Source organism: Paenibacillus sp. FSL H8-0283 (assembly GCF_045040675.1).
GTDB classification, from domain to species: domain Bacteria; phylum Bacillota; class Bacilli; order Paenibacillales; family Paenibacillaceae; genus Paenibacillus; species Paenibacillus amylolyticus.
This window is the reverse complement of record NZ_CP150295.1, coordinates 589,879-616,134: the sequence shown is the minus strand read 5'-3', so window position 1 is coordinate 616,134 and position 26,256 is coordinate 589,879. Positions and strand designations below refer to the sequence as shown.

The window sequence follows — 26,256 nt, the reverse complement described above, 5'->3', positions numbered from 1 at the left end:
CAAAAAACAACCGCTCTGCTGTTTCCCCCCGCACCTTCTTCTGGGCGAATGCATAGGTTATCCGTATCAATGAACGTTCGAGGAGGATGTAAAGCGAATGAATCCTGTCTATCCTTTTTATGGTGAGAAAACGGTATGCAAGGAGCAAAAGCTGGCATTTCCACCCCAGCATCAGGACCAGCAACCTGGTCTGGAAACCCTGATGGTGCCTGAACCGATCAGTGAAGATCCTGCCTATATCGGTAGCTGCAAACTCCAAGGTAAAGTTGCCATTATTACGGGTGGTGACAGTGGAATCGGCCGGGCGGCCGCCATCGCTTTTGCCAAGGAAGGTGCGGATATCGTCATTGCTTATCTATATGAACGGACAGATGCCGAAAGGACTCGTGAACGGATCGAAGAACTGGGACAGCGTTGTCTCTTAATCGAGATTGATCTCCGCTTAAAGAAAAACTGTGAAGCCGTCATTCGCACAACCATGGAAACCTACGGGAAGATCGATATTCTGGTCAACAATCATGGCGTACAGTATGTGCAGCCAAGCATCGTTGATATTACAGAAGAACAGCTGTATCACACCTTTCAGACCAATGTGTTCGCTTATTTCTTTCTGATTCAGGCCGCTCTCCCCCATCTGTGCAGAGGTGCCTCCATTATCAATACGGCTTCCATTACAGCATATAAAGGCAACACCCAACTGATCGACTACTCTTCTACCAAAGGAGCCGTCGTATCGCTGACTCGTGTACTCGCCCAATCGCTCGCTGCACAGGGAATCCGTGTGAATTCCGTCGCCCCGGGACCCATCTGGACGCCGCTCATCCCTGCCAGCTTCTCCGCTGAGGATGTACAGGTATTTGGAACAGATACGCCCATGGGTCGAGCTGGTCAGCCTTACGAACTGGCGGCAGCCTACGTTTATCTCGCTTCCCGCGATTCATCCTACGTCACAGGTGAATGCATTCATGTAAATGGCGGCGATATGGTAACGACATAAACTGATGTCAGGTTGGATTTGGCAGGTGTGGCAGGATATCGGTTGTCCAGTTGCGAAGAGGGTTAGGAGTATGATCCGGTTATGCCGGAGCCTGACATCTAGCGACAAGGAGCTGAACAACCTGATGAACTTCGATCCACTCTACCAACCGTACCCCTCTTACCGCGTGCCTGTGTATGCGAAACAAGGCATGGTCGCCACGTCTCAGCCACTGGCTGCACAAGCCGGTCTGGATGTATTGAAAAAAGGCGGCAATGCCATCGATGCCGCCATTGCAACTGCGGCAGCACTCACGCTGCTGGAGCCAACGTCCAATGGCATTGGAGGCGATGCTTTTGCCCTCGTCTGGACCGAGGGCAAACTGCATGGCCTGAATGCCAGCGGCCCCGCGCCTCAGGGCATATCCATTGAGGCGCTTCAAGCGGCAGGCCATACGGAGATGCCGAAGCTTGGGGTTGTTCCGGTGACGGTGCCTGGCGCACCGGCGGGTTGGGCTGAGCTGAGCCGCCGTTTTGGGCGACTCACGCTGGCGGAAGCGCTGGAACCGGCCATCCGCTATGCGGAGGAAGGTTATCCGCTTGCGCCTGGGCTGGCCCGCCACTGGGCAAGGGCAGCCGAGATCTATGCACGCCAGGGTGATGCGGAGGCAGGGCGTGCGTGGTTTGAGACATTTGCTCCAGGCGGGCGTGTTCCCGCAGCTGGAGAGATGTGGCGCTCGCCGGATCACGCGGCGACTTTGCGCCAGATTGGCGAGAGCGAAGCGCGAGACTTTTACGAAGGAGAACTGGCAGAGCGCATTCATTCCTTTATGGCAGAGCACGGTGGTTATCTGACTCGCGAAGATCTGAAGGCTTTTCAGCCGGAGTGGGTTGATCCCATCTCCGTCTCCTATCGTGGTTACGATGTATGGGAGATTCCGCCGAATGGACAAGGATTGATTGCTCTCGCGGCGCTTAATCTGTTGAAAGGTTACGAGTTCGACGAGAAAGAATCTGTTCAAGCATATCATCAGCAACTTGAAGCCATGAAGCTGGCATTTGCCGATGGGGAGAAATATATTACTGAAGAACGCAAAATGGGTGTGACGGTGGAGGAACTGCTGTCCGAGGCATACGCGGAAGAACGGCGCAAACTCATTGGTGATACCGCACGAGCACCTGAGGCAGGTGATCCACGTGCAAGTGGAACGGTGTATCTGGCTACGGCTGATGGTGAAGGCAACATGGTTTCGTTTATCCAGAGTAACTATATGGGCTTCGGGTCTGGACTCGTTGTTCCGGGAACAGGCATTGCTTTGCAGAATCGCGGACATAATTTCTCACTGGACCCTAATCATGCCAACGCCCTGGAGCCAGGTAAACGAACCTATCACACGATCATTCCGGGGTTCCTCACCCGTGGCAGCGAAGCGGTTGGGCCATTCGGTGTCATGGGTGGTTTCATGCAACCGCAGGGTCATGTGCAGGTGGTCATGAATACAATCGATTATCACCTGAACCCACAGGCCGCTTTGGATTCTCCGCGCTGGCAGTGGACGAAGGGCAAAACAATTCTCGTGGAACCGGGTTTCCCGCAGCACATTGCACAGGCACTCGCCCGCAAAGGACATGATATTCAAGTGGCACTCGATCCATCCCAGTTTGGACGCGGTCAGATCATCTGGCGCAACCCGGACAATGGCGTATTATGCGGGGGTACGGAAACCCGAGCGGATGGCTCGATTGCGGCTTGGTAAAACTCGCGTAATTTTTATAATAGGATAATCACCTTATCATTCGTATAGGGTGAATTTTTAAGGCACAACAGAGATGATTCATGTCATCTCTGTTGTGCCTTTTTGGGACTTTTAACGTCAGTAAACAACATACTGTAGATATTTATGTACCCTTTTAACCAAAGAAATGTAAAAATAATGTGTAATTTATGAAAAATATTTATTTTTTCGTAAATTTTCACTACATACCATAAATCACAGTGCCTTTCTAACCGATATAGATAAAGGGAAATCCTCACCATACGTGTCATCATGTACACGTCATTCCCTGGAGCTAAGGAACCATGCAAAACAGAAAAATGCGACTACAGAAATGAGGGTACCAACACATGAAAACAAACAAGAACAGACGCGCAGGTCTAGGTCTCACCATAATGATGATCCTGACGGTACTGATCCTGGGGGCATGTTCAGCCAACAATACAACAACGGCAACAGACACAAGAACAAAGGTTGGGATCGTGCTTACGGAAGTGGGTCTGGGTGACCGTTCTTTTAATGATGCTGCTTTTGATGGACTGGTTCAGGCCAGAAATGAGAAAAGCATTGTCTTTGACTATCGTGAACCGGGCGACAATGCCGAAGCTGCATTTGAAGAGTTTGCGCAAGCCAAATTCGATCTGGTTATCGGCCTGAGTGATGCTGTCCAAGCGGATATGGAGAAAGTTGCAGCCAAATATCCTGACCAGCAGTTCCTCATGATTGACAGTCAGTCCGAACTGCCTAACATTGCCTCCATTTCATTCCGGGCGGAAGAAGGAAGTTATCTGGCAGGTGTTATTGCCGCTATGGCTTCAACGGAAGATCATGTTGGCTTCCTTGGTGGAATAGAGATACCGGTCCTTCGTAATTTCGAGCAGGGTTTTAAACAAGGTGTTCTGGCTGTCAAGCCGAATGCAACCGTTGATGTCGTCTACGCAGGGGACTTTGGCAATGCCGAGCTGGGTGAACAACTGGCTACAGAGATGATTCAGGAAAAGGGCGCTGACGTGATCTACGTTGCTGCCGGTCTCACAGGCGTAGGCGCACTGACGGAGATTCAGAAATTAGGGAAATACGCCATCGGTGTAGATACCGATCAATTCTTTTTGGCGGAAAAATCCATTCTTACGTCCATGCTGAAAAATGTGGATGTCTCTATCTATAATGCCGTTAACACGTTTGTTCAAAACAATCATACCTTCCCTCAAAAGGAAATCGTGGAGGGGCTGGCGGAGAACGCCGTGGGTCTGACTGCTCTACATAATATCACGCTCAGTGATGAACAACAGCAAACCTTCGAAGATCTGAAGGCAAAGATCTCTTCCGGTCAAATCAAAATTACGCTTGATCAATAACCCATCGGATACAAGGAGGTACGCACATGAAACTACAGGGAAAACTGATACTTAATGCTCTAATTTCACTACTTCTATGCCTTGTGCTAGTCGCTTATATCATCATGCAATTGCTCAACATGAATGCCAAAAATCAAAATCTGGTACCAGCCATGCTCAAGGTGAGTGAACTGAACGCCAATCAGATTCAGACCCAGCAAGCGCTGGATGTCTACTCATTCTCCATGACAGCAGGAAACCAGGACGCCGTGCTTCGCTTGCTGGATGAAGGCCAAACGATGATTCAGGAGCTTACGGACGGATTGCTCGAAACAGATCAGCAGTTACAACTTATTCAGTCCATCGAGACAAAATTAGAAGCTCTCAACCAGGGAGCCACCGAAGCGATGAGTGCGATGAACAGTGCGGAAGCGAAACGTTACAGCACTCGGGTTCGGGGCATACAGAATGATATCTATTCGTTAGATGAGATGACTCGGGATCGTTATGATCAATATACCGTCGATTTGGAACGTGACATTCAGCAAACGTGGCAAACCGCTCTGGTAGGAGCCATCGTATTGCTTGTCGCCGTGATGCTGTTTAATATGTATACTTCACGTCAGATCGCCAAGCGTATTCGAACACTCAAAGACGCTGCGGGACAAATTGCGGACGGTGACCTAACCGGACAATTACCGGAATCTCGGGGCAAAGATGAACTCGATGACCTGAGTCGCTCCTTCGGTATCATGACTTTTAATATCCGCGGCATTATTCAGTCGATTGGTGAAGCGGGTCATCGTGTCGATTTGATGGCGCAAGATATTGACCGTGGCAATGATACAGCCCAAGCGATCGTGCAGCAAGTATCCCGCACCACGGAGGAACTCTCGATTGGCAGTCAAAAGATTGCCGAGGATCTGAGTGAAACAGTGATGGTTGTGGACAAAATGCAGTCTACCTTCAATAGCAATCTGGAGGCCACTTCCCAATCGGTAATCGATGGTCGTGAAGTATTAACTACCGTTGAGGAAGGTAATAAGGCTGTAGCGGAGCAACTCCGCTTGGCCGAAGTGAATCGTATGGCGATGGCCGAGGTAGAACAAACGGTGCGGGAACTGGAAGAAAGCGCGGTTCGGATCACTACGATGACGGCATATGTATCGGAGATTGCCAAACAAACGACCATGCTCTCGTTAAATGCCTCCATAGAGGCTGCTCGCGCTGGAGAAGCTGGACGTGGCTTCGCTGTTGTTGCGGGCGAGGTGAATAAACTCGCCGAACAATCTGCGCAATCGGTCAAACATATCTATGCGGCTGTGGGCGAGATCACAACCTCCATGGACAAGGTGAAGAACTCTGTAGCACAAAGCATGCAGTTATTCGGCGAACAGGAACAAGCCACTGGCCAGACTCGCGAATCCTTCTCTGCTATTCGTGAAAGTGTGGAGCGCATTAGTACGGGTATCCATCAGCTTGCTGAGGACATGCAACAATCCAATGAACTCAGTACACAGGTGCAACAGGCCATCGAAAATATCAGTGCCATCACCGAGCAGTCGGCTGCCAGCAGTGAAGAGATCACCGCCTCCACGTCGGAACAACAACGTTCCTTCGCTGATGCAAGTATCAAGGTGAAGTCATTGCGTGATATTAGTGCAGAGATGCATCAGGAACTGCTGCGATTCCGGCTGTAAGCAGGATGCCGCGAGAACTTGGGCCAGACGTAGGTCGGATGTCGTTTAGATGCAGGTTAGATGCAGATTATAGGCATGTTATGGGCAGGTTATAGCCGAGCCAGGATCAGGTAGCATGAACATACAAACAAATAAAGGGGAGCCTCCGTCATGCATCATGACAGGGCTCCCCTTTTCAGTAACTAATCGTTGTTTCATCCAACCATTAATTCGTTTCAAAGATATGAAAGTATATAAATTGAACTAAACATTTACACGAAACGGAGAGGACAGAAAGAACCAGAAGAAGCGGAGCTAAAAGCTATCTGAAAGAAAGCTGCCTCGGAAGCATATACTTCGCCTAACAGCTTTTTGAAAGAAAGCCGTCTCGGAAGCATACGCTATCCCGGATTTCCTAATTTATAAAAAACTGGGGATAACAGCGATCGGAAGGTTGTTCTGTCACCGGAGTGTCCAGTGTAAATATTCTTTAGTTCAACTTATATAGATAATAAGACATCAGCGTTTCAGATCCAAACGTTTAACGAACCGTGCAAACCTTATTGGGCCATTAATTGCAGATTATAAAATCTAACGAATCTCAGGCATTCTATTCCCTAATTTAGTCCGGTTTTTCAGGTGTTTTATCTGAAATACACAGAAATAACGTGGATGAGGTTCGTTAGCTTTTGCTCCTCGATGTAAACCGTGGTATAAGGTGTATCAGGTTCGTTAGGGCACTGGGAATGGGTAGTGAGTACTGAGCAATGGACAATAGGCATCGGGCATTGATCATTTAGCATTGAGCAATGGACATCGGGCACTCATCTACTTTTGATGCGCTGGTGCGCTGATTCGTTGGATTACTTGCAGTTTGAAAATGAATCGGCATAGGTAGTAACCCAAAACCAAGAGCTTGTCCCACACCTGCCCCATCCTCACAGTGCGTCGATGATGTCTCCGGCCAGCAGGGACGATGGGTCACCGCGCAGCAGTGCTGCACGTTCAGCGGCCTGTCCGTGAAGATATACGCCGAACGTGGCGGCTTGCTCCGCGCTGAGCCCTTGGGCAAGCAGACCGGCGATGATGCCGGTCAATACGTCTCCGGCACCGCCAGTCGCCATGCCGGCGTGCCCGGTGGTGTTGATGTACGCCTCGCAGGATGGCGTTGCGATGACCGTTCGCGCTCCTTTGAGCACAAGGGTCACGCCCTGCTCGCGGGCGTATTTTGCAGCGTGCCCAATGCGGTCACGCTGCACCTCTTGGGTCGACATGCCCAGCAGTCGGCCCATCTCGCCAGGGTGCGGCGTCAGAATTGTCGCCGCACTTCGCTGGCCCCAGTCGCGAGGCCCATGTGGGCCAGCGTCTGCCAGCATGTTGAGGGCGTCCGCGTCGATGACGAGCGGACGATCCGTATGTTGCCACAGACGGCGCAGCCAGTCTGTGTCGCCCTGGAAGCGGCCAAGGCCTGGGCCGGTCGCGAGCACGTCGCGGCTCTCTGCGAGACGCAGCACGGCGTCGGCGGAAGCCGCGTTCCATTCGCCGCTGTCGCCATCGGAGGCGGCAGCGAGCATGAGCTCGGGCACGGTGCCGATGACATACGGCAGCAGTGCCGCGGGCAGCGCCCATGTAGCGAGCCCGCAGCCTGCGCGCAGCGCGGCCTTGGCCGAGAGCAGGCCAGCGCCGCTCATCGGCAGACTTCCTGCGGCCAGCAACACGTGGCCGTAAGTGCCCTTGTGGCCGTCCGGTGCCCGGAGACGGCCTATATCCACGCGCAGCGCACCGCGCAACACCTCGTCCGTCAGCAGACGGACCGAGGGGCCATGCTCTGGCGCAAGCCGCGCGGGAATGCCGATGGCGCGCACCACAATGCGCCCCGCGGCAGAAGCGCCCGGGTACTGCACCAGCCCGCGCTTAAGCAGCGCGAGACATACGGTCACCCGAGCTTGAATGCAGGGCTTGTACACCTCTCCGGTGTCGGCGTTCAGCCCGCTCGGCACATCCGCGGACACGACCGGCTTGCCGCTGTCGTTCGCCGCCTCAATCAACGCCGCGTAATCTCCCCGCGGCGCCCCCCGCGAGCCGGTGCCCAGCAGCGCATCCACGATGCCTGTGCACCGGCTGAAGTCCACGGCTTCGCGCCCGTGGACAAGAGCAGGGATGCCAAGCTTCGCGGCGGCATCCCGTTGCACTGCGGCTTCGCCCCGCAGTGCATCAGGGGCATCGGCGTAGACCAATGTCACGCCAAGCCCTGCTTCAACCAAATGGCGCGCGGCCACCAGCCCATCGCCGCCATTATTGCCCTTGCCGATCAGCATGTACCACTGCTGATCTCCCGGGCGCTCCATCACCAGCGCCGGATCGGCGATGATGTCGCCACCATAACCTTGCCGATCGCCGGGCCCGGTGTGTGCCCGCCTCGCATCGGTCTGGCTGCTATAGCCAAGCTGCCCTGAATCCACAAGCGGGCCTTCTGCCTGCCCTTCCCGGCACAGCTTGATGACTTCCTCGGCTATGGCGCGGCCTGCATTCTCCATTAGACTGGCAGCAGGAATACCCAGCTTATGAATGGTATACTCGTCCACAGCTCTCATCTGTTCAGCGGTTACGATAAACAACGTTCATCCCTCCCCGAGACAAGCTCATCTCATACTTGAAAGTAGCAACTTTACACCTAAACGCTGCATCTTATAAGTGTATCGCTATCTTTCCTCTTACCTCATCCAGTTACCACTGTCCACTCGATACATCATCAAAAAATCTATCGATCCCGTGTACGAGACCTTCAGAGTAAATTATCCATTCCAAAGCCTGTCTACGCTTAATAACCTACCGTAAACCGAGCTTGGATAAATTGCGGGTCGTCCAGTTCGTCCACCAAAGCCGCTGCAAAATCGCCAACGGAAATCGAGCTTTCCCCGATATCATCCGTAATCACCCGGTTCATGCCAACCCGGAACTGGCCTGTGCGACGTCCTGTTGTGATTGTCGCAGCAGGGCTCATGTAGGTCCAGTGAATACCCGATGCTTCAATCAGGTCATATGCTTCTGCATGGGCTTTTGCCAGTGGTTTGACTTCTTCCGGGAATCCCGGCGTATCCATCAGCATATCACCAGAATCAGTTAGCAAACTTCCTGCTCCACCAACTACAACCAGACGTCCTGCTTTTGCCCGGCGCACACCCTCGATCAACGAACGCGTCACTTCCAGCATCTCTTCTTCTCCACCAAACTTCGGTCCATATGCACTCACAACCACTTCTTGACCCGCTGCAAAATCAGCCACCTGATCCGGGTTAAGCAGATCTCCCTGTTCTACACGCAAACGCTCATGAACCATCTCAACCTTCGAAGGGTCACGCACCACCGCTGTCACTTCATGCCCACGATCCATCAGCTCCCACAGAATCATCTTGCCAATCGCTCCGGTTGCTCCAAAAATGGCTACTTTCATATGAATTCCCTCTTTTCTGTAGATATCATCTTGTCAACTTACCGTTATTTTAATACTTAATCCTATTGTTATATACCTTAAACGGCTCACGCCATCTTAAACCGGATGTGACATCTTGTAAACGTTAATGTTCATTCTCTTAAGCTCTCCAACTATGCACCAGACCACGAACAACACTTCCCCTACCGCTTTTCCTTTCCATATCATTACCTTAAATATCGCCAAAAAAGCCGCATTTGCGGCTTCAACATCACGTATTTATCTTACGTGGATACTCTACTGCAGGTTAGAAAATCAACAGCCTTCTGCGCCCAGATTCGCTCCGAATAAACCTCATGCGCCATATCCTGTACAATATGAAGCTCAATTCTGCCTACAGCTCCAGACATTTGCTTGTTTTCCATGATGTCCAGATATAACCTCTCCGTCTGTTCTACGGGACATAGTTGATCAGCCTGACCGTGAATGAGCTGGATATCCACCTCACTAAGCCCGGATACATAAGCTGTTGGGCTTCTATCCCGCAGGGCAGATGGATCATGCAAAAGCTCACCGATTTCAGTTTCCAAGAATGATCTCAGCTTCGCTCCGCCGCCTGCGTACAGTCCTTCCAGATCCGTAAACGGTGCACAGGCAACCACAGTACTCCATAGCGCCGGACTTTTACCTGCTACCAGCAATGCCAGATAAGCCCCATAGCTCACCCCATAGAGAGATACGTTTGAATAAGAAGATAACATCTGCTCCCGCATGAATTGGACGACATCTGCATCCACGCCGCCCCAATCGTTCTGAATGCGCATCCTGTAATCCATGCCGAATCCTGAACTGCCGGGATAGTTCAGCCCGATGACCCGCACTCCTGCCTGATATAATCCGCTGATGACCGGACTAAAGCTGTCAAACAGGCAATTATGAGGCCCGCCATGAAGATAGATGACCACCTGTTCTGCATCCTCCGGGTGCATGTCCATGTACGGAATCATGTCATCCCCATAACGAACCCATCCATAGATTACATCGGGTTCCTTGTCAGGATGCTTGCCAATTCTCTCATCTCGCTCAACCGAGAAATGGGGAATCGTACGCGTTTGTTCCGAAAACCGATATATCTCCGGCACCGGAGGACGTACGATAGATTCATATTTTCCGATCAACCCCTGCCTGTCCCTGCTGAGCACAGCCTGTGTCAAGATTCCTGGATAATCATACAGCTCATACCTCTTCTCTCTGTCCAATGTATATTGGACATATTGCCACCTGCCGCAGGTTATCCCTTCGCAGAGAACTAGCTGTTGATGTGGATCGAGCTGCATTCTAATCAGTTCAGAAAAGGGTTGGCTATCCCTTGAACATTCATGCACCCGATCCTCTCCTTGCCTGATCCATCCAGGCTGGAAACCATCTTCCACAGGAATAGAAACGGCTATCAGTTCCCCCTGCTTATCCATCACAGGGTAGGCATACTCCGTATAGGGTATTTCGGATGATGGAAGGATCTCTTCGGAATATGAATACACTCTTCCGAATCCACCAACGTTTACACCAACCTCTCGTGTTGATGCAGACCAGAATACAAATTGCGGGTTGTCCAGATCAGGAGTAACCCATCGCGCCTCATCCTTCTCGGGATCGTAAAGACCTATACGGACAGCTCCTGAACGATGTCTAATGGAAAATAGCAGAATTAATTGCCCCTCTTGCCAAGCGGCCTGCATCACAGGAAATGGAAACTTCACAAACAGGGTTTGAACCAGCCTTGCTTTCTCCTCATCCTCGTATAGATGGAGCCATTTCCCCACCTTGTCCTGTGTAATCACCAGAACACGGTTCCTGCCCATAAACTGAATATGCTGCGTGTGCTGATCTGACCCTATCCCATGTTCAGAAAGGCTCTGCCGACTATCAATCCGGCCTGTATCATCAAGACTGCACCATTCACATGTATTGTCATCATAGCCCAAGAGCATACTCGTTCGTTCCTTATTCACACTCATTCGTGTCAAGAATGGATAGCCCAACCGGATTTCCTCCTCTCATTCCAGTGTTTTAACTGCTCCCATCCCTCCAACTGCGATTCCAGTTTATTGATATACTGTTCCTGCGTGTATGCATCTAGGGGCGTAACGGTCCCCAGTCTGCCTAATGTTTCCCGAATCAATCTGATCTGTGGCAGACTGGCAACCGGCAGCCCCATCATCAATAGACGGTACACCCGGGATGCCCGTTCCTCTGATCCTAGAGTAATCAGCGCGCCAGCGATTTCCACGGCACGACCAAGCAGCTTGGAATGGATAGTGTTTGTCTTCATGCGTAACAATTGAATCAATAGTTCATATTCCTGCTCCTGCTCACCAAGCTGTTGATGCAGTATCATTTTTAATTGCAGTACATGCCCCAGCCAATCTACATACGCATCCACACATAACTTCTCCGCAGCCAGCAACGTCCTACCTGCCTCTGCATAGTGACCTGCCCGGAGCTGCAAGCCCGCAATGTTTAGTAGTGTCTGAATCTGAAAAACTCGCTTATCCGGTCCATCAGGAAGCTGGCGTATACGCTGACCCGCCTGTTGCTCCAACGTAATTGCGCGTTCTACATTGCCCTCCTGCATCTCAATTAATGCTTCACCATTATCAAGCGCAGCCCATTTCCCAGTACGATACGTTTCAGTTAGCTCTTCTTGGGCAATGATTTCACGAGCTTTCGAATAACAGTGTCGTGCTTCAGCATACTGCTTCCCGTTTTTGGTCAACAGCTGACCCAACTCAAACCAGAGTACTGCCTGCTGTGTTGCCGACAAACGTTGAAATAATGAATTATGGTCGAAAAAATGAAAACAGGACCTGTAGCGGGCCGGATCAGCCGATTTGGACAACAAAATCCAGGCCAGCCTATTGTAGAGCGCCAATGCGGCCTCTTTTTCCTTCCCTTTATCCTTACTTACCATTTGTAGATGTTCTTCCAACAAACGTCGGGTCTGATCAGGCGTATCCCTGACAAGGGATACCGGAAGTTTGGGGATGTCCTCAGGATTACTCGCCATGGTTGGATATCGATGAAAAAAAAGAACTACACTTACTCCCCTTAGTTTCTGTCGATACAGGATATAGTGGATGGCTCCCAGATCCGCAGGGTGAAGGTAGGAAGATACTTCAACCAGAACCCATTTCCGATTACTAGGCGTCCACCCTGATCTTTGGAATCTCAATAACGCATTTTTACACGCTACAAGATCATCTATTGGCTGAAATGGATTTAGTTGATAGATCAGCGGGAGAGTAGCATACGGATCACCAACAGCAATTTCTATAGCCTTATCCTGCCAATGCGTTCTCAGTTTGTGAATTTCATGTTTTACCGCATCTGATGTACCTTCAACGACAAACAATCCAGGTTCATGACTCACACGAAACCATTTACTTCTCAGATCATGATAATCGGTACTTTCCAGTGAGACAGGCATCATGAACGTTCACTCTCTTTCGTGATTCGGCATACGTGTATAAGTTCAGGCACCTTTTGTAAATTCAGCGCCGTCATCAATTGATAACTGCCCCGGTTGTTTGCATCAAGTGAAGCTTTAATTCGCTGATCCGGATCTGAACTGCACCGATGGAGACCATATGCAGCAAGCCATCGGGCCCATCCTTGACGTTTCGCTTCTGGTATTGTGAATATATGAGCAAGGAGTACACTCCCAAACTCATCGCTTAACAGGCAGCCCCCAATCTTACTTCCCTCCAGTTCCACAAGCCCGGAACCTTTCAGCAACTTGCCATATACCCCCTGATAAATATCCCCGATAGCTTGACGAGCGGCTTCCCAACCTGGACAGGTAGGATCACTGGCCTGGAGCAAGTGTGCAAGGGAGTCCACCTGCCTCTCCGCAGACATCCAAACCGCATCTTCATTAGGCATAGCCGGCACGGGAACGTCCTTCAACTTGCCGAAAAATCGATACCGATGGGCAAGAACATCCGTCCGGTATCCAAGCTTCTCCCACGGAAATGAGGCAGGAGCAGTTGCATATAGAGAGGACCATGTGATTTTATCCAAAACGGATGACATCCGATCTTCCCAATAAGGATTGGAATGTGCTTCACTCCATAAATCCAATGTATACTGCCCTTCACCCTGATCAATTACCATGAACGAAGATAGGCTTTCGTCGTTTCCAGGTTCAACTGCATAATAGCGATCACCCGTCTTCCCTGATTCGTGCTGGCATTGTGGCAGGATATCAGATATGGATGTTAGCATCATACGCTTTTCCCTCCCTGTTATAATCGAAACCTGAATAAACCAGTGGTTCGGATGCAACAGACGGATAAAACCGGCGTAGCAGGAAGGTATAGATCCCCATATAACCGGTCATATAATCCGGGGAGAAGGACTCCATGTCCTCCAGAGGCCACATCCATATGTCTTCCTGTGGATCACTTCGCAATACATACAAACTCTGTGTATACTCCGCTAGTTTGGTTTCATATCTGCCTGGGAACTTGCGGTTAGCCAAGAGTAGAAAATCTCCATTGCCTGCAATTCCGTGACACTGCCCAAAAGAAGCAAATACCGTTGCCTGTGCCACTGCATCCGCTGCTTGAAGACCAAGTCTGGTACAGAGGGGATCTTGTAAAATATCAGCCGCTGCCATCAAAAATCGACCTATACCCGCCGATCCATTACACCAATGTACCCAGAGTGTATCCGGTTTTTCCGGGGATGCAGGCCACAGGCTCACGCCATTCTGTCCTCCATAACTCGTACGATCAAGTGTATCTACAATTCGCTTCACAGCAGAATAGTACGCTTCCTTTCCTGTACGCTCCGCCAAGGCAAGCAAATAATATCCGATGCCTGCGATGCCATGAGAGAATCCAAGGGAATGATGGCCTTTTTTGTCCGATTTATCTTTCACTTTCCACAAACTAAATGATTCATCTGTCTGCTCTTCTTGTTCCAAAATATAAACACCCAGTTCCTCTGCTCTTGCCAGAAGTTCAGGGCGGCCGCCAATACGGTATATTTCAAGCAGCATCAATCCCAACCCCGCTGCTCCGTGACTAATATTGGTCTGTACTGGCTCACGCCGGGTGATTTCCAATGCCAGATCCTCTGCACGTCGAAGCAACGATGGATCATTTATTCGTTCAGCTGTCTCTGCCAATGCCCAGGGAACAGCGCCATATCCAAAGTATAATGCTACAGGTGTCTCATCTGGAACGTAAGGGTGATTCGTCAATATCCATTCCAATACTTCATACGCATATTGATGGTATTGTCTGTTTTGTGTAATCTGACCAAGCTGATTAAAACCAAAGACCATCCCTGTCCAGCCAAAGTTGAAATTCGCCGGATGAAACATCTTGCTCATGCTGTTTTCCGGGAACAGTTGCAAGGGGTTATTAAAATCAAGAGAAGTATACAGTGTGTTTACCATACGCTCGGCCTGACGGAGTACTTCTTCTGGCTCCATATTGCATTCATTTTTCTCTATTCCATCCATGCTTCCTCCTGAATTGACCTCTTGCTGCTCCAGCAATGCAACCAGTGTTTCACGAATTTCTGATAACTCCACATGTCCGCCAGACATGATCTCGATGCCCAAACTTCCCAAGCCACGAAGTTGTGTATTACTCTGATGATCCAGATAAGCCTGTGCAGCTTCCAGATGAGATTGCTGGTATTTCAGATAGGGATCGATGGATGAAGCCATGTAATAGAAGACGCCTCCCAGTGCATACAGATCATCCGCATAACTGGATCGCCTGCTGTGCTCACGTCCCCGTGGCACATAGCCCGGAGTATGACCGGTCAATGGATCGGCCTGACCCTCATCACTTCTGACATAAGCCAGTTCAAGATCAATCAGGCGTACACTTCCGTCCGTCAGCACAACAATATTGTTGGGCGTCAGATCATTGATCACAATTCCTTTATCGTGACATTGCTGCACCATATCGAGGATATGTATACCCATCCGATGCATATCCGCCCGGTTGTAATCTGCGGCTACATGTCTGCGATGGATATATTCACGCAAGCTGATGCTTTCAAAATACTCCAGAATCAGATAGCGGTTATTTTCAGTACTAAACAGATCAAGCGGCCTTGGGGTAACCCCCGTATCCTTCATCAGATTAAGCACGCGATATTCATTATCCAAATAGTTATGAGCAGAGCGCCCACCACCGTCTACACGCATGCGGTAGACCGCTTCTTTCATGACAGCCTGTTCATAGGATGTGTCAGAGATGAGAAATACTCCTCCCTTGCCGGACTTCTTGAGTACACGTCTCACACGAATATTTCGTATACCAAACTCATTGTTATTGGAATTGGAATGACGAGAAGTTGGCCGATTCTTCTCCATCGCCTGAATCCGCAGTAATTCCTCAGGTTCACCCACCCACTCCGGTTTATACCTGCCAGGTGTTCTTCGATCCTCCTCCAACTTGCCTTCTGGATTCTGGATGGCATACACTTTTGCACCCGAGTACCGGTCATAGTAGAAACGATCAGTGAATGCACCATAACGATAAAATACACACTGGCTACCGAGGTATGCCCGATCTGTAGGAATAGCGGGTCCTTTCAGATCGCTTGTACATGAATGCATTAGCTCAAGTAACTTCAAGAATTGCTTTTCGTCTCGTGCGTAGATGGTGACACACTTCCCCGTCTGAGGGAGAGGTATGGAACCGTTAGATGTTTCAATCAGTTTCAGACCGCTGCTCACTACTTTCCATTGCACATCATTTTCTGTAAGAACAGGTGCAATGCGTCGCAGCAATTCAGCTCCTTCCACAGGGATAACAGACAGATGAATTTTCCAGCCCTGTGCGGGAAGCCTTAATTCTTCCGGTCTAAAACAAATCCAATGGCCGTCATTCGACCATTGGATGGATTGGGGAAGTTCCCGGATTATATGTTCCAAAGCGTTCTCAAAGGCGTCCTTCCTGGGCGTTACGCTTGCGAATTTCAATGAGAATCACTCCTTTTTGGATAAAGTAAGAGGGGGAGGTACAATTATTTTAGTAATGCGCGAAAATCAAAGACTTATCTTTCAAATGATTCAGTGAATAGAGCGTTTAAGGAATTCCTAGCTCTCTACAACAATCGTTTCCGAGCTGGTCCAGCTGCACACTGTACACAAGCTTGTTTCCTCAAACATGTTGTTATCCTCTTCAACCTCTAGTGCCATCAAATCCTGTACAGATAAAATTTCCTTGTTTTCCATGATATATTACCTCCCATTTGTCTCCCCCTCTTATAAACCAAATTCTACATAAAATTTGATATTCCTTCTTTTTAATTGAATTATTTTACATAAATTATTTATAAAACCCATTTATTTCGCCTGATCATGTCAAATTATCGATTCCTCGGACTAAAAAGAGGCACAATGTGACATCAAATTCCAGACTACATCGAGGTCGTTTGTTGCTGGGTACGCTTGCTCCGTTCTTCACGGAAAGGTCGGACAAATAGGCTTGCCATGCCCATACAAATAACAAATGTACCAATCCCCATGTACACCCATGAAGGGTTGTACGTTTCAATGAACCACCCTCCCAGTAACAACCCAAGCGGATTACTAATGCCACTCATCAAGACACCCATACTGTTCATGACACGTCCTCTCTTTTCTTCCGGGGTGGATAAAAGAATGGAAGTCACCAGCGGTACATTCACAAGAGCAAGTCCCATCATCAACAAAAATGAACACGCAATCGCGATATACAGGTTAGGAAACATCGGCATGAGTAGCAAACTTGTACCTGAGATGAGGTAACTGATCAAAAACCAGTGAGCGAGTGAGAGTCGTTTGGCATATTTGCCACTGAGCAGAGAGCCTGCAATACTGCCAGCGGCAAAGGCTGACTGAAGCAGACCGTAGCCTTGTGGCCCGGCTTGCAGCACCATATTGGCAAAAATCGGCGTGAAAATGTGCAGTGGCGCACCTGCAAAATTGATAATGGCTCCAAAGATAATGCAGCAGGCCAAAATTTTACGGGAGAACAGGAATGTAATTCCCTGCATGCTATCTTTGACAAAACCAGAGACTCCTTTTTGCTTCACTACTTTGGTTACAGGGATGCGGATAAAGAAAATGGATATGGCGGATAGCAGAAACGTAACGGCATAGATGAACAGGATGGACTGAACGGAGATGAACGCGATCAATATGCCCCCTATGGCGTATCCAAGTAATTCAATCGTTTTGGAGGAAGAGTTCAGTAGTGCATGGGCTGGAGCTAATTGTTTTGCAGGTTCTGGCAAAATCGCGGGGATGACTGTCTGGGTTGCCGGATTGAACAAGAAACCAAGGATTGCAATGAGCAGATTGGCTGCGTAAATATGCCACGGAAGCATGGATCCTGTCATGAACAAAAGAGCCAATATGCAAGCTACGCCTGCGCGCAATATATCTGTCCAGATCAAAAGTTGCTTTTTCGGCAGACGATCACTGATCGTAGCCAAGGGAATGCCCAAAAATGCATAAATCAAGTACGGCAACATCGGAATCAGCGCGGCAGCAAGTGCCGACTCCGTTAATTGGAGGATATACCACATCGTTGCCATAGAAAATAAAATCTGCCCTGCGCCAGAAATCAATCTACCCACAAGGAGCACAACAAAAGAAGGAAGGCGCAAAACCGCTCGATAGCTGTCGCTGCGAATTTCATTTTTCATCTTTTTCACGCACCTCTCCCTCGTACGTAACAGATTCATCATCACTAATACGATGCAGACGCGTAACCAAACCTGAATCTCGAATGGTCTGTTGTATCTTGGCTTTTACCCGTTCCAGTTCAGCCGTATACTCGCGTATCTCGTTCAATAAGGTCTGATGGGTTCGTATACCCTCCCTAATCAACATTGCAGTCGCATCAGAACGGTTTTTGGCTAATTCAAGAAATACAAGCTGATCTATGATATCAATCTCTTCCTGACTTAATCGAACGGAAACAACTCCCTTGGCTCCCGAAAGATTTTTGTTCGCCTGCTCCACAGATCGTTCCACCATCTGGTTAAACTTAGCTTTCTGGTCATTGTACATATACATTTCCTCCATTCTTCACGAGTGCACCTGTATATCGTAATTTGTAAATCGTAAATTGGTTTTAATTTACATTATACCTGTAAATAAATGGTTGTAAAGCAAAAAACCTTTGGATATCCAAAGGCTCGCCGAATATGTTATTTAACTAGTTCACTAGTCTCCCTGCCTCCACCACATACCCTCCGATTTTGGGCTGGTGTATTCAAATCCAAATTGAGCATAAAGTTGATCAGCCGGAACATCCGCCAACAGGCTGACTAAACCACGGGCAGGTACTGCTTTACGCAGATAATTCATAATCTCGCTCATGATCAGTTTTCCATACCCCATTCCTTGAACATCCGGGTGTACAGCAATATCGACGACCTGAAAGAAACAACCTCCATCTCCAATCACTCGCCCCATGCCTATCAGCATATCCTCTTCACGCAGACATACGGCAAACAGGCTATTCCGTAATCCAATCTCTGCCCCTTCCCTGCTCATTGCACTAAGGCCGGCAATCTGCCGTAAGGCAAGATACTCCACCGCTGCGGGTGGTGTGTGTTCAATACTCACATGATCCATGAATTGTGCCCCTTTCTGCTTGAATTCATCTACTTCCTGTGTAATAGTGAGAGAAAGCTTACGTGAAGCGTGTTTCATGATACGTGAAGTTGGTGCAAAGGAGGAACAAGTGTGTTTCAACGTTGGATTGAAGATCTAACATCGCGCCCAGGCGCTGTGGCTGTGCTGTTTGGAGTCATGGCTTTGCTTCTGGGGATATACATATGGTCTGCCACTGAAGTTCGCCGCAGCCACGAAAGGCGAATGAGAAGGATACGAGATACATTATACATAAGTACAGCCCTCTTGGGACAACTTACCATCCAGGAAAATCGGAATTATGAACGATTGGAACACGAACATGACGATCTGATAACAGCAATGTTAGCCTGCAAAGTTGCATCTTACCTATCTCCTCAGCTACAGGACCAGATCCGTGACTGTATTAAGGATCATGACCCTGCCCGACTTGGACTGATGCACAGAGCACTGGAACGGGAATGCACCGTATTATCGGATGAACTCAGCCGGGATGCTCATGCAGATCATTGGGGCACAGCGGTCTGGACCATCCTTCGGCCCGTAGCCGAACCAGCCGCACTGGCGGCTACAGGGTTTCTGGTTTCAGATCTGGTATTTCGTCAGCGGATGTTCGACGTCCATGTAGACTCATGGGACAGCATCTTGCCATGGATTCGCGCAATTTCCCTGATGATCACCATAATATATGGTTACCTGCTCTGGGCCAGCCCACGACGGGATAGGTCACGTACAGTAACCAAAATGCTCTCCTTGCTGATCGCGCTATGCTCCTTGCTCCATCTGATTGGACTTGTTGCTGCGCCCTACGCACTGGGACTACAGCTGATTATATTCACTTCGGGTTTCGGGTTGACTGGGACACGCTCTCGAAGTGATCGCCCCTACGCAGGACATACGGATCTGGAACCAACGAAGCAAGTCTCTACGGAGATGGAAGGAAATACACGTCGTACATCTGGTACCAACACCGACGAATAACCTACGATTCAGCCGCTTCCGTATGATTAAACTTAGATACCCACATCGATGATACGAGACTTGGCCCTCCCTCGGCTGGATTTTCACCGATCAGGTCGTGTCTCCTTACTCGGCATGCTATACGATGATGGATGTCAGTGTCCCAAAATTATGGAACTCCCGTCTGGATGTTCCTATTGAGTAACGAGTCGATTCTCTAAGGAACACAGGACGTCTTATATTACCTCTACAGCCTCTTTCAAAATTGTAAAGAACCTCAGACACGTTATTTCCCAAAATCGCTCGATAAAAACGCTCTAAAACGCCGTACATTTCGATATAACGTGTCTCAGATTCCTTAGATTTCTGCGGGTGCTTCAAACCCTTAAATAAGACGCCTCATATTCGTTAGCGCTCAATCCCTACTCATGCTCTGTTCCAAGCGCGACTGAGAGGAAACCTCGTGTCCCTCTCGTACGAAGCCAAAATTCTCATTGGTAGTGGAAAATAGGAAAATCGCTTTTGCGACGTCCTAATTGCTTGCTCTTACATTCAGTATTTAGCGCTTGCCTACTCCGGACACGTTCAGATACACTTCGGCTTTCAGCACGTGTTGAAAACATCCCCTATATCCAACGTATCTGTACGCAAAAAGGGCTTAAACTACATTGTAGTTTAAGCCCTTTTCTATAATCTTTTCTTGCGAAGAATTGAACGATATAAAACGAACTTTAATAACTACACAAAAACGGAGAGGGCAGAAATAACGTGAAGAAGCGAAGCTACAAGTTTTCTGTAAGAAAACTACTTCGAAAGCATTCGCTACGCCTAAAGCCTTTCGGAAAGAAAGCTCCATCGAAAGCATATGCTTATCCCCGGATTTTTTCCTTTGAAGAAGGAAAGAATCTGGCATAACAGTGATCGGAAAGTTATTCTGTCATCGAAGTGGCATGTGTGACATTCTTTAGTTCACTTTATATCATGGATAATTACTTCACTTATTTGGCTACAACATGTGCAATGACGCGGCCCTTTTCGTACGTGACAGTCACGTCATAACCATCTGCCGTTACACTGTCGAATTCACCTGTAATTCCATTAGCCGTGATTAACGTAATATCTTTGGAACCTTCAATCTTATAGTTGGACAAGTCGAGTTTGAGACTTCCTCCATCAATATAGAGCTTTCTGCCGACATTCAGCTGACTGTTGTTGTCAGTCACTACCAATTCCAACGTACCGTTATCCATGGTAAAGTTTCTATCTAAGTTGAGTGCTCCGTCGACATCAACGACAACTGTTCCATTTTCTACATACAGATCACCTGTACCAAAAGCAGTTGCAGATTCAGCTACCAGCGTTCCTGCTTGCAGTAATGTTCCGCCAGTGTAGCTATTTTTCCCTGTCAATGTAAGGGTACCTGTCCCCTTTTTCGTGAGCATTCCACTACCGGTGATATCATTTCTCCACCAGTCTTCTGCATTGAAGCGCCCTTTGGAAGCGTCCATATCCACAGTTACATTGTTCAAGAATGCGCCGTAGCCATCCGCAGCCGTGACCAGATCAATTCTACCCCAGCCCTTGGATTCATCCAGAACAGGATATCCAGAGTCAATGGATGTTGTATACAATACTTGTCTGCGTTGCTCATCTGTTAAATACGGTTGACGTGTTTCTAACAGGGCTTCTGCTCCTTGCGGTACAACTGGAGCCAAACCTTTGGTTCCGGTTTGTGGTAGACCGTAAGTCATCTTTTCTCTATAGAAGGCTTTATTGGCATCATGATCTTCCCATTTGTGTTCATCGTAAGCACTCTTGAACGTGTAATCCTCAGTTACGGTGTGTGCATACTCATACAGACTCATATTTTTTTCCTTGGCTGCAGCTCCAAATACTTCTCCTGCATTCTCATAACCTTTCTCTAACACATCTTTGTTCTCAGCCTTATTAAGTGCATATGCAGCCATGGCTGTGGATTGTATTCTTCCTCCGATAACATCAAGCGGTGAGTGCATCCCCGTTACGATTCGATTCTCGCCCAACTGAGCTGCTCTCGTTAACAATTCAGTGAATCGTTCTGGTGTAGCGTATGCCAAAGGAAATACGGATAAGTATGCTGCACTGGTATGTCCGCTCGGAAATGCACCATCTTTTCCTCTTCCATCCTCAGCGATTCGTTTGACATAAGTTAACGCAGGAATAAGCTTAACGTTAGTTTCGTATTGCTGGTAATGTTTTTCTCCTGTTGATTTGGTGCCGCCTGAAGCCAAAGGTACTTCTTTTTTCTCACCTTCGCCCAAGGTTTCCCATACAGGCAGTCCTTTGCTGTCAACAACTTCTTTCACTTCTCCATTGGAATTCATTCTCCACGGTCTAGGGGAAGAGTAGAAATATTTAGAGGGATTAGATGAGGCAGGAATTTTGAATCGAACCAGATCAACTAAATGAACCAAGTCTGCAAGTTCCGTCTTTGCTTCCCAATCTCCAATGCCTTGGCTTTCATCTTCCACTGTTTCTTCGGTCAATACCACATTCATCTCGTCCACCGTTCGTTCAACGTTTGTCTTTGGCTTGATGATATCTACATACGTGTTAGCCAACGGACCAAAGCCCTCCATCACGCTATAGATCTTATCTCTTTGGTCATCATAATAGGCTGCCAATGTCTCTTCACCTGTGCGATTTTGCGTGACCTTTTCTACATATTTGATATTGGCTTCCCAAGTTGCTTTGTTTCGGATCTCTTCATTTGCATATGTTTTCTGATCAGCAACAGCTACGGTTGGATCATTCTTAAAGCCGTCATAATATGGAGTCGGTCCATCTCCATACTTTGCATTTTTCCCGTCAGCTCCAATTTTAGTTGCCGCTGTTCCATCTCTCCAATCCGCTAGGTTCATGGACCATACTTGATCAAAACCGTCTAAAATATCAATAAACGGATTGGTTTCCGCAATATTTTTCAAGGTGTCGTCTCCGGCATTGGCTCCGTGCTTCACGGCGGATAACCGAGCTTCATCTGCTGGGGGATTAACATTCAGAACGGTTGCCGTTCCTTTTGGCTTAGCTGGTTTGGCAGCTGTAGTAGCATCTGTTTCCACAGCTTTAACGAGCGCAGACACCGCTTCGGCACGAGTAATGGAATTAAGCGGTTTGAAGGTTCCATCTGCATATCCGGAGATAATTTTCGCTGCTACCGCTCCACCTACAGCTCCCTTGCCCCACGCCGCTATAGACGATGAATCGCTAAATACATTCGCTGCTGTTTCATTTAACTCCAGATTCAAAATGCCAGCGATCACTTTAGCTGCTTCTTGACGGGTGATCGGATCTTGCGGCTTCATTGTGCCATCGGTGTATCCATCTATATATCCATTTGCATTTGCAATAGAAATTGCTTCGTAATACCATGCACTCTCAGACACATCATTAAAGGTAATTTTAGCTTGTCCGGAATATCCAAAAGCACCGTTTACCAAATTCATAAATTCTGCTCTTGTAATATACGTATTAGGTTTAAATGAATGATCCAGGTAACCTCGAATTAATCCTTCATCACCCCATGCTTGAATATTTGCTTCCGCCCAGTGTCCCTTAATATCAGAGAACTGAATCTTCTGCTCGGCTGCAAAACTTTTCTCTGCAAATGTCGGACCTACCATAGACAACATTAGAAGTAATGCCAGTGACTTTTTAAGTGGTTTTCTCATGGCTTGCAAATACACGCTCCCGTTATGGTAAATTATTTTTTTGCTTCTGCATCTGCAAATGAGTAAGAAAGACTCTATACAGATGTCTGATCTGCCGTTACTGTAGCATTAGGGAGCGTTTCGCATCTATAGAACAAATTCCGTTTTATATCAAAATCGTACGTTCCGGAGCTTATATGCCAAGAAAAATGGAGTTAGATACTACATTTATCAATTAAAATACCTACTTTTGTAAACGCTTTATTAACTGAAAGTAAATTATGGAGTGGGAGTTTGTTAAATTTCGATCAACATGATTTCTAGTCCTCGGCCTGCTATATAATGATGAAGTTGTTTAGAAAAGAGACATGAAGGGGGAAAAAGAATGCATAAGCCATTTCAATCTGTGAGATCCAAGATGGTTCTTTCCTACCTTGCTGTTGTTCTTGTCATTGCGCTTCTTTTCGGCTCCATTCTATACCTCTTCTTCTCCCATCAATACAGCAAAGAGATTCGAATCAATAATCAGCTGTCACTGAAAAGCACTGTCAATTATATTGAGAGCTCCGTTATCCAGAAAGTGAATCAGGTCTATCTGTCCCTGGCACTCGGTAACGCCGCTAGTATCGATTTAGATAGCTTAAAAGGAAACCATAGCAAAATCCTGGACATCGAACAGTCCCTCAAAAATATGGTGCAAAATTACTCCGATCTCATTGAAGCTATTCATGTGTACGATACGAAGAACCACTTCATCGTCTCATCTGTATATGGGCTATTGCTCTATGAGGACAAGCCTTCGAGTGTGGATCATACGACGGATTGGATTGCTGCGATGAAAGAGACTCCAGAAAGCTCCTTATGGATGAAGACTCGCATGGTGCCTCAGGATGCTTATATCCAATCACGGGAACAAGGCAAGATGAGTCCTCTAATTTCCTATGTCCATAGTTACCCGTTTCAATCGTCTGGACAAGACAGTAAGGCCATGATTGCGATTGATATCAAAGAATCAGCGATCAGTCAGATCATTAAAAATATGCTCCCTGCTGACTATGCAAATACATTAATCATCGATCAGGACGGAACCGTCATATCTGCCGCGGACAAAACGTTGATAGGTAGCTCCACGGAGGAGAATCTGACGCAGTCGCTGCTCACCTTTCATACTTCAGATGAGAGCTTCACACCTGTATTTAACTATGACTCTCATGTCGTTACCCAAGATCAATTTAAAGGAAATGCATGGAGAATCTACACAACCACACCTAATGAAAGCTTCTATTATAAATTGGATAGCTTGAAGGAGATTTCGGTTCTTCTCGGTTTATTGGCTGTTGCGGTTGGAATAGCGATGTCGTCCATCTTTACCAGGGCCAACTATAGTCCTCTTAAACGAATCATGAATAACATCAAGAGCCGGATGGATAGCCCAACCAGCTTAAAGCAGGACGAATATCGGTTCATCGATACAACGTTTAACAGTCTGTCCAATAAAGTTGATAGTCTTGAAGAAACTTTACAGGCCAATCACAGAATGATTAAGCATAGTATCATGCTCAATATGTTAAATAACCGATTTACACCCGAGGAACTTACGGAACAGCTCCAGTCTATTCACATTTCAATGGCCTACTCTCGCTTCCGTTGCATCGTCATTGACCCTGTTAATGAGAAGTGGAAGGATCTGCAGCCACGACAGTTGCAGCATACGTTGTATACGATGATCCAGCAACTGGAGATCGCAGAAATGGATGGAACTCAACTGCTGGCAGAGGAATTGCAGGATCACAAAATAGCAGTAATCATCTGTACCAACCAACCCGAAGAACCGCTCTCTGATCACATTGTAGACTTTATTCACGCTGAGGCGAGCAGCAGATTTGGTCTGGACTTTTTACTATCGTTAGGCGGATGGGTAGAGCACTTCACGAAGATTCACACAAGCTATCATCAGGCGAATACCCTGATTCGATACAGCTACTTCTTTCCCGAGCAGTCTGCCATTCAGGATCTTGATCTTCTGAACAGGGAAGCCAGCAGTCTGGAGATCCCGGAGTCATACCTCGTAAACTTTGAAAAGAAATTGCAGACTCGGGATGTGCAAGGTACGGTTCAGGCCATTCAGGAATTGGTTGCGACAATAAAAGAAGGCCCCTATTCAGCCGAATACAGTCGGATCATCTTATTAAAAACGGTATCTATTTACGCTGAGTGTATTAATCAGGTGCGCCTGCAACCCACCGAGGCGAGTTCATTGAATATGTACAAGCAATTTTCATTGTTCTACAATATCAACCGATATTCGGAATGGATGATTCATCTCGTGACCGAATTTGTGATGCAGATGGAGAAGCGAAGCGAGGTACGAAGTGTGGATACCATCTCGGCTGTCAAAGCCTATATTCACGAGCACTTATCAGGCGATCTCACGCTGGATCATGTCTCAGAGCAAGTATTCATCAGCCCTAAATATCTGAGTAAACTTTTCAAGGAAGAAACCGGGATTGTTTATTCCGAATATGTTACGAATCAGAGAATGGAACGCGCACGGGAACTCATGACACAACGCGAAATTACGGTTGAGCAGGTCGCAAGTACGGTTGGTTACCGTACCCCAGCTTATTTCATTAAAAAGTTCAAAGAAATTCACGGCTGTACGCCAAAAAACTTCATGCGCAATCTAATGGAACAGGGATCTATATAGGGTCAATTAGGAATATTTACACGGA

General features: G+C 47.9%; 17 protein-coding genes. 6 read left to right on the top strand and 11 right to left on the bottom strand.

The features are described 5' to 3' along the window. The first annotated feature begins 97 nt into the window (after nucleotides 1-97). The 4 genes from MHI52_RS02900 to MHI52_RS02885 all read left to right on the top strand — a co-directional run bounded on the left by MHI52_RS02900 (nucleotide 98) and on the right by MHI52_RS02885 (nucleotide 5,787). A complete protein-coding gene (locus MHI52_RS02900; RefSeq protein ID WP_036607429.1) occupies nucleotides 98-997 on the top strand; it encodes a glucose 1-dehydrogenase in 900 nt (299 codons plus the stop codon). A 124-nt stretch (nucleotides 998-1,121) separates the two neighbouring features. Next, nucleotides 1,122-2,732, top strand: a complete 1,611-nt coding sequence (locus MHI52_RS02895) for a gamma-glutamyltransferase family protein (protein ID WP_405159349.1) — start codon at nucleotides 1,122-1,124, stop codon at nucleotides 2,730-2,732. 368 nt (nucleotides 2,733-3,100) lie between these two features. Next, entirely contained in the window at nucleotides 3,101-4,108 is a 1,008-nt protein-coding gene (locus MHI52_RS02890; RefSeq protein WP_405158408.1) for a BMP family protein, read from the top strand. 26 nt (nucleotides 4,109-4,134) lie between these two features. Continuing rightward, nucleotides 4,135-5,787: a methyl-accepting chemotaxis protein gene (locus MHI52_RS02885; protein WP_405158407.1), complete on the top strand. Its 1,653-nt coding sequence runs from the start codon at nucleotides 4,135-4,137 to the stop codon at nucleotides 5,785-5,787. 917 nt (nucleotides 5,788-6,704) lie between these two features. Here the strand turns inward: MHI52_RS02885 and MHI52_RS02880 are convergent. The 10 genes from MHI52_RS02880 to MHI52_RS02835 all read right to left on the bottom strand — a co-directional run bounded on the left by MHI52_RS02880 (nucleotide 6,705) and on the right by MHI52_RS02835 (nucleotide 18,857). Next, nucleotides 6,705-8,384, bottom strand: coding sequence for an NAD(P)H-hydrate dehydratase (locus tag MHI52_RS02880; RefSeq protein ID WP_405158406.1), 1,680 nt, complete (start codon nucleotides 8,382-8,384; stop codon nucleotides 6,705-6,707). Between the two features lie 203 nt (nucleotides 8,385-8,587). Next, complete coding sequence (locus MHI52_RS02875) at nucleotides 8,588-9,220, bottom strand: NAD(P)-dependent oxidoreductase (RefSeq protein ID WP_036607440.1); 633 nt, start codon at nucleotides 9,218-9,220, stop codon at nucleotides 8,588-8,590. A 263-nt stretch (nucleotides 9,221-9,483) separates the two neighbouring features. Continuing rightward, complete coding sequence (locus MHI52_RS02870; protein ID WP_405158405.1) at nucleotides 9,484-11,217, bottom strand: alpha/beta hydrolase family protein; 1,734 nt, start codon at nucleotides 11,215-11,217, stop codon at nucleotides 9,484-9,486. 5 nt (nucleotides 11,218-11,222) lie between these two features. After that, nucleotides 11,223-12,689 (bottom strand): lipopolysaccharide assembly protein LapB, encoded by a 1,467-nt coding sequence (locus tag MHI52_RS02865; protein WP_127547760.1) that lies wholly within the window; start codon nucleotides 12,687-12,689, stop codon nucleotides 11,223-11,225. Further along, on the bottom strand, nucleotides 12,686-13,486 hold the full coding sequence (locus MHI52_RS02860) for a hypothetical protein (RefSeq protein WP_405158404.1): 801 nt from the start codon (nucleotides 13,484-13,486) through the stop codon (nucleotides 12,686-12,688). The genes MHI52_RS02865 and MHI52_RS02860 overlap by 4 nt, the downstream gene beginning before the upstream one ends. Then, nucleotides 13,464-16,208 carry a lanthionine synthetase LanC family protein gene (locus MHI52_RS02855; protein ID WP_405158403.1) on the bottom strand — a complete coding sequence of 915 codons (2,745 nt, stop codon included), beginning with the start codon at nucleotides 16,206-16,208 and terminating at the stop codon, nucleotides 13,464-13,466. The genes MHI52_RS02860 and MHI52_RS02855 overlap by 23 nt, the downstream gene beginning before the upstream one ends. Before the next feature lie 117 nt (nucleotides 16,209-16,325). Next, nucleotides 16,326-16,463: a hypothetical protein gene (locus tag MHI52_RS02850; RefSeq protein WP_164783248.1), complete on the bottom strand. Its 138-nt coding sequence runs from the start codon at nucleotides 16,461-16,463 to the stop codon at nucleotides 16,326-16,328. 185 nt (nucleotides 16,464-16,648) lie between these two features. Beyond that, entirely contained in the window at nucleotides 16,649-17,920 is a 1,272-nt protein-coding gene (locus MHI52_RS02845; protein ID WP_164783249.1) for an MFS transporter, read from the bottom strand. Continuing rightward, on the bottom strand, nucleotides 17,910-18,287 hold the full coding sequence (locus tag MHI52_RS02840; RefSeq protein ID WP_127547768.1) for a hypothetical protein: 378 nt from the start codon (nucleotides 18,285-18,287) through the stop codon (nucleotides 17,910-17,912). The genes MHI52_RS02845 and MHI52_RS02840 overlap by 11 nt, the downstream gene beginning before the upstream one ends. Before the next feature lie 156 nt (nucleotides 18,288-18,443). After that, nucleotides 18,444-18,857 (bottom strand): GNAT family N-acetyltransferase, encoded by a 414-nt coding sequence (locus tag MHI52_RS02835; RefSeq protein ID WP_047840325.1) that lies wholly within the window; start codon nucleotides 18,855-18,857, stop codon nucleotides 18,444-18,446. Nucleotides 18,858-18,968: 111 nt separating this feature from the next. Between MHI52_RS02835 and MHI52_RS02830 the strand changes: the two genes are divergently transcribed. Next, nucleotides 18,969-19,856, top strand: coding sequence for a hypothetical protein (locus tag MHI52_RS02830; RefSeq protein ID WP_405158402.1), 888 nt, complete (start codon nucleotides 18,969-18,971; stop codon nucleotides 19,854-19,856). A gap of 977 nt (nucleotides 19,857-20,833) precedes the next feature. On the opposite strand, the gene MHI52_RS02825 is transcribed toward MHI52_RS02830, so the two are convergent. Next, nucleotides 20,834-23,545 (bottom strand): S-layer homology domain-containing protein, encoded by a 2,712-nt coding sequence (locus MHI52_RS02825; RefSeq protein ID WP_405158401.1) that lies wholly within the window; start codon nucleotides 23,543-23,545, stop codon nucleotides 20,834-20,836. A 364-nt stretch (nucleotides 23,546-23,909) separates the two neighbouring features. On the opposite strand from MHI52_RS02825, the gene MHI52_RS02820 reads away from it, so the two are divergent. Next, complete coding sequence (locus MHI52_RS02820) at nucleotides 23,910-26,231, top strand: helix-turn-helix domain-containing protein (protein WP_405158400.1); 2,322 nt, start codon at nucleotides 23,910-23,912, stop codon at nucleotides 26,229-26,231. The last annotated feature ends 25 nt before the right edge of the window (nucleotides 26,232-26,256 follow it).

Bases quoted from the DNA above. Each gene is read 5' to 3' on its own strand.
- MHI52_RS02895 (WP_405159349.1), top strand. From the start codon at position 1,122: ATGAACTTCGATCCACTCTACCAACCGTACCCCTCTTACCGCGTGCCT.
- MHI52_RS02865 (WP_127547760.1), bottom strand. From the start codon at position 12,689: ATGATGCCTGTCTCACTGGAAAGTACCGATTATCATGATCTGAGAAGT.
- MHI52_RS02845 (WP_164783249.1), bottom strand. From the start codon at position 17,920: ATGAAAAATGAAATTCGCAGCGACAGCTATCGAGCGGTTTTGCGCCTT.
- MHI52_RS02820 (WP_405158400.1), top strand. From the start codon at position 23,910: ATGCATAAGCCATTTCAATCTGTGAGATCCAAGATGGTTCTTTCCTAC.
- MHI52_RS02860 (WP_405158404.1), bottom strand. From the start codon at position 13,486: ATGATGCTAACATCCATATCTGATATCCTGCCACAATGCCAGCACGAA.
- MHI52_RS02885 (WP_405158407.1), top strand. From the start codon at position 4,135: ATGAAACTACAGGGAAAACTGATACTTAATGCTCTAATTTCACTACTT.
- MHI52_RS02850 (WP_164783248.1), bottom strand. From the start codon at position 16,463: ATGGAAAACAAGGAAATTTTATCTGTACAGGATTTGATGGCACTAGAG.
- MHI52_RS02890 (WP_405158408.1), top strand. From the start codon at position 3,101: ATGAAAACAAACAAGAACAGACGCGCAGGTCTAGGTCTCACCATAATG.
- MHI52_RS02825 (WP_405158401.1), bottom strand. From the start codon at position 23,545: ATGAGAAAACCACTTAAAAAGTCACTGGCATTACTTCTAATGTTGTCT.
- MHI52_RS02840 (WP_127547768.1), bottom strand. From the start codon at position 18,287: ATGTACAATGACCAGAAAGCTAAGTTTAACCAGATGGTGGAACGATCT.
- MHI52_RS02870 (WP_405158405.1), bottom strand. From the start codon at position 11,217: ATGAGTGTGAATAAGGAACGAACGAGTATGCTCTTGGGCTATGATGAC.
- MHI52_RS02835 (WP_047840325.1), bottom strand. From the start codon at position 18,857: ATGGATCATGTGAGTATTGAACACACACCACCCGCAGCGGTGGAGTAT.
- MHI52_RS02900 (WP_036607429.1), top strand. From the start codon at position 98: ATGAATCCTGTCTATCCTTTTTATGGTGAGAAAACGGTATGCAAGGAG.
- MHI52_RS02875 (WP_036607440.1), bottom strand. From the start codon at position 9,220: ATGAAAGTAGCCATTTTTGGAGCAACCGGAGCGATTGGCAAGATGATT.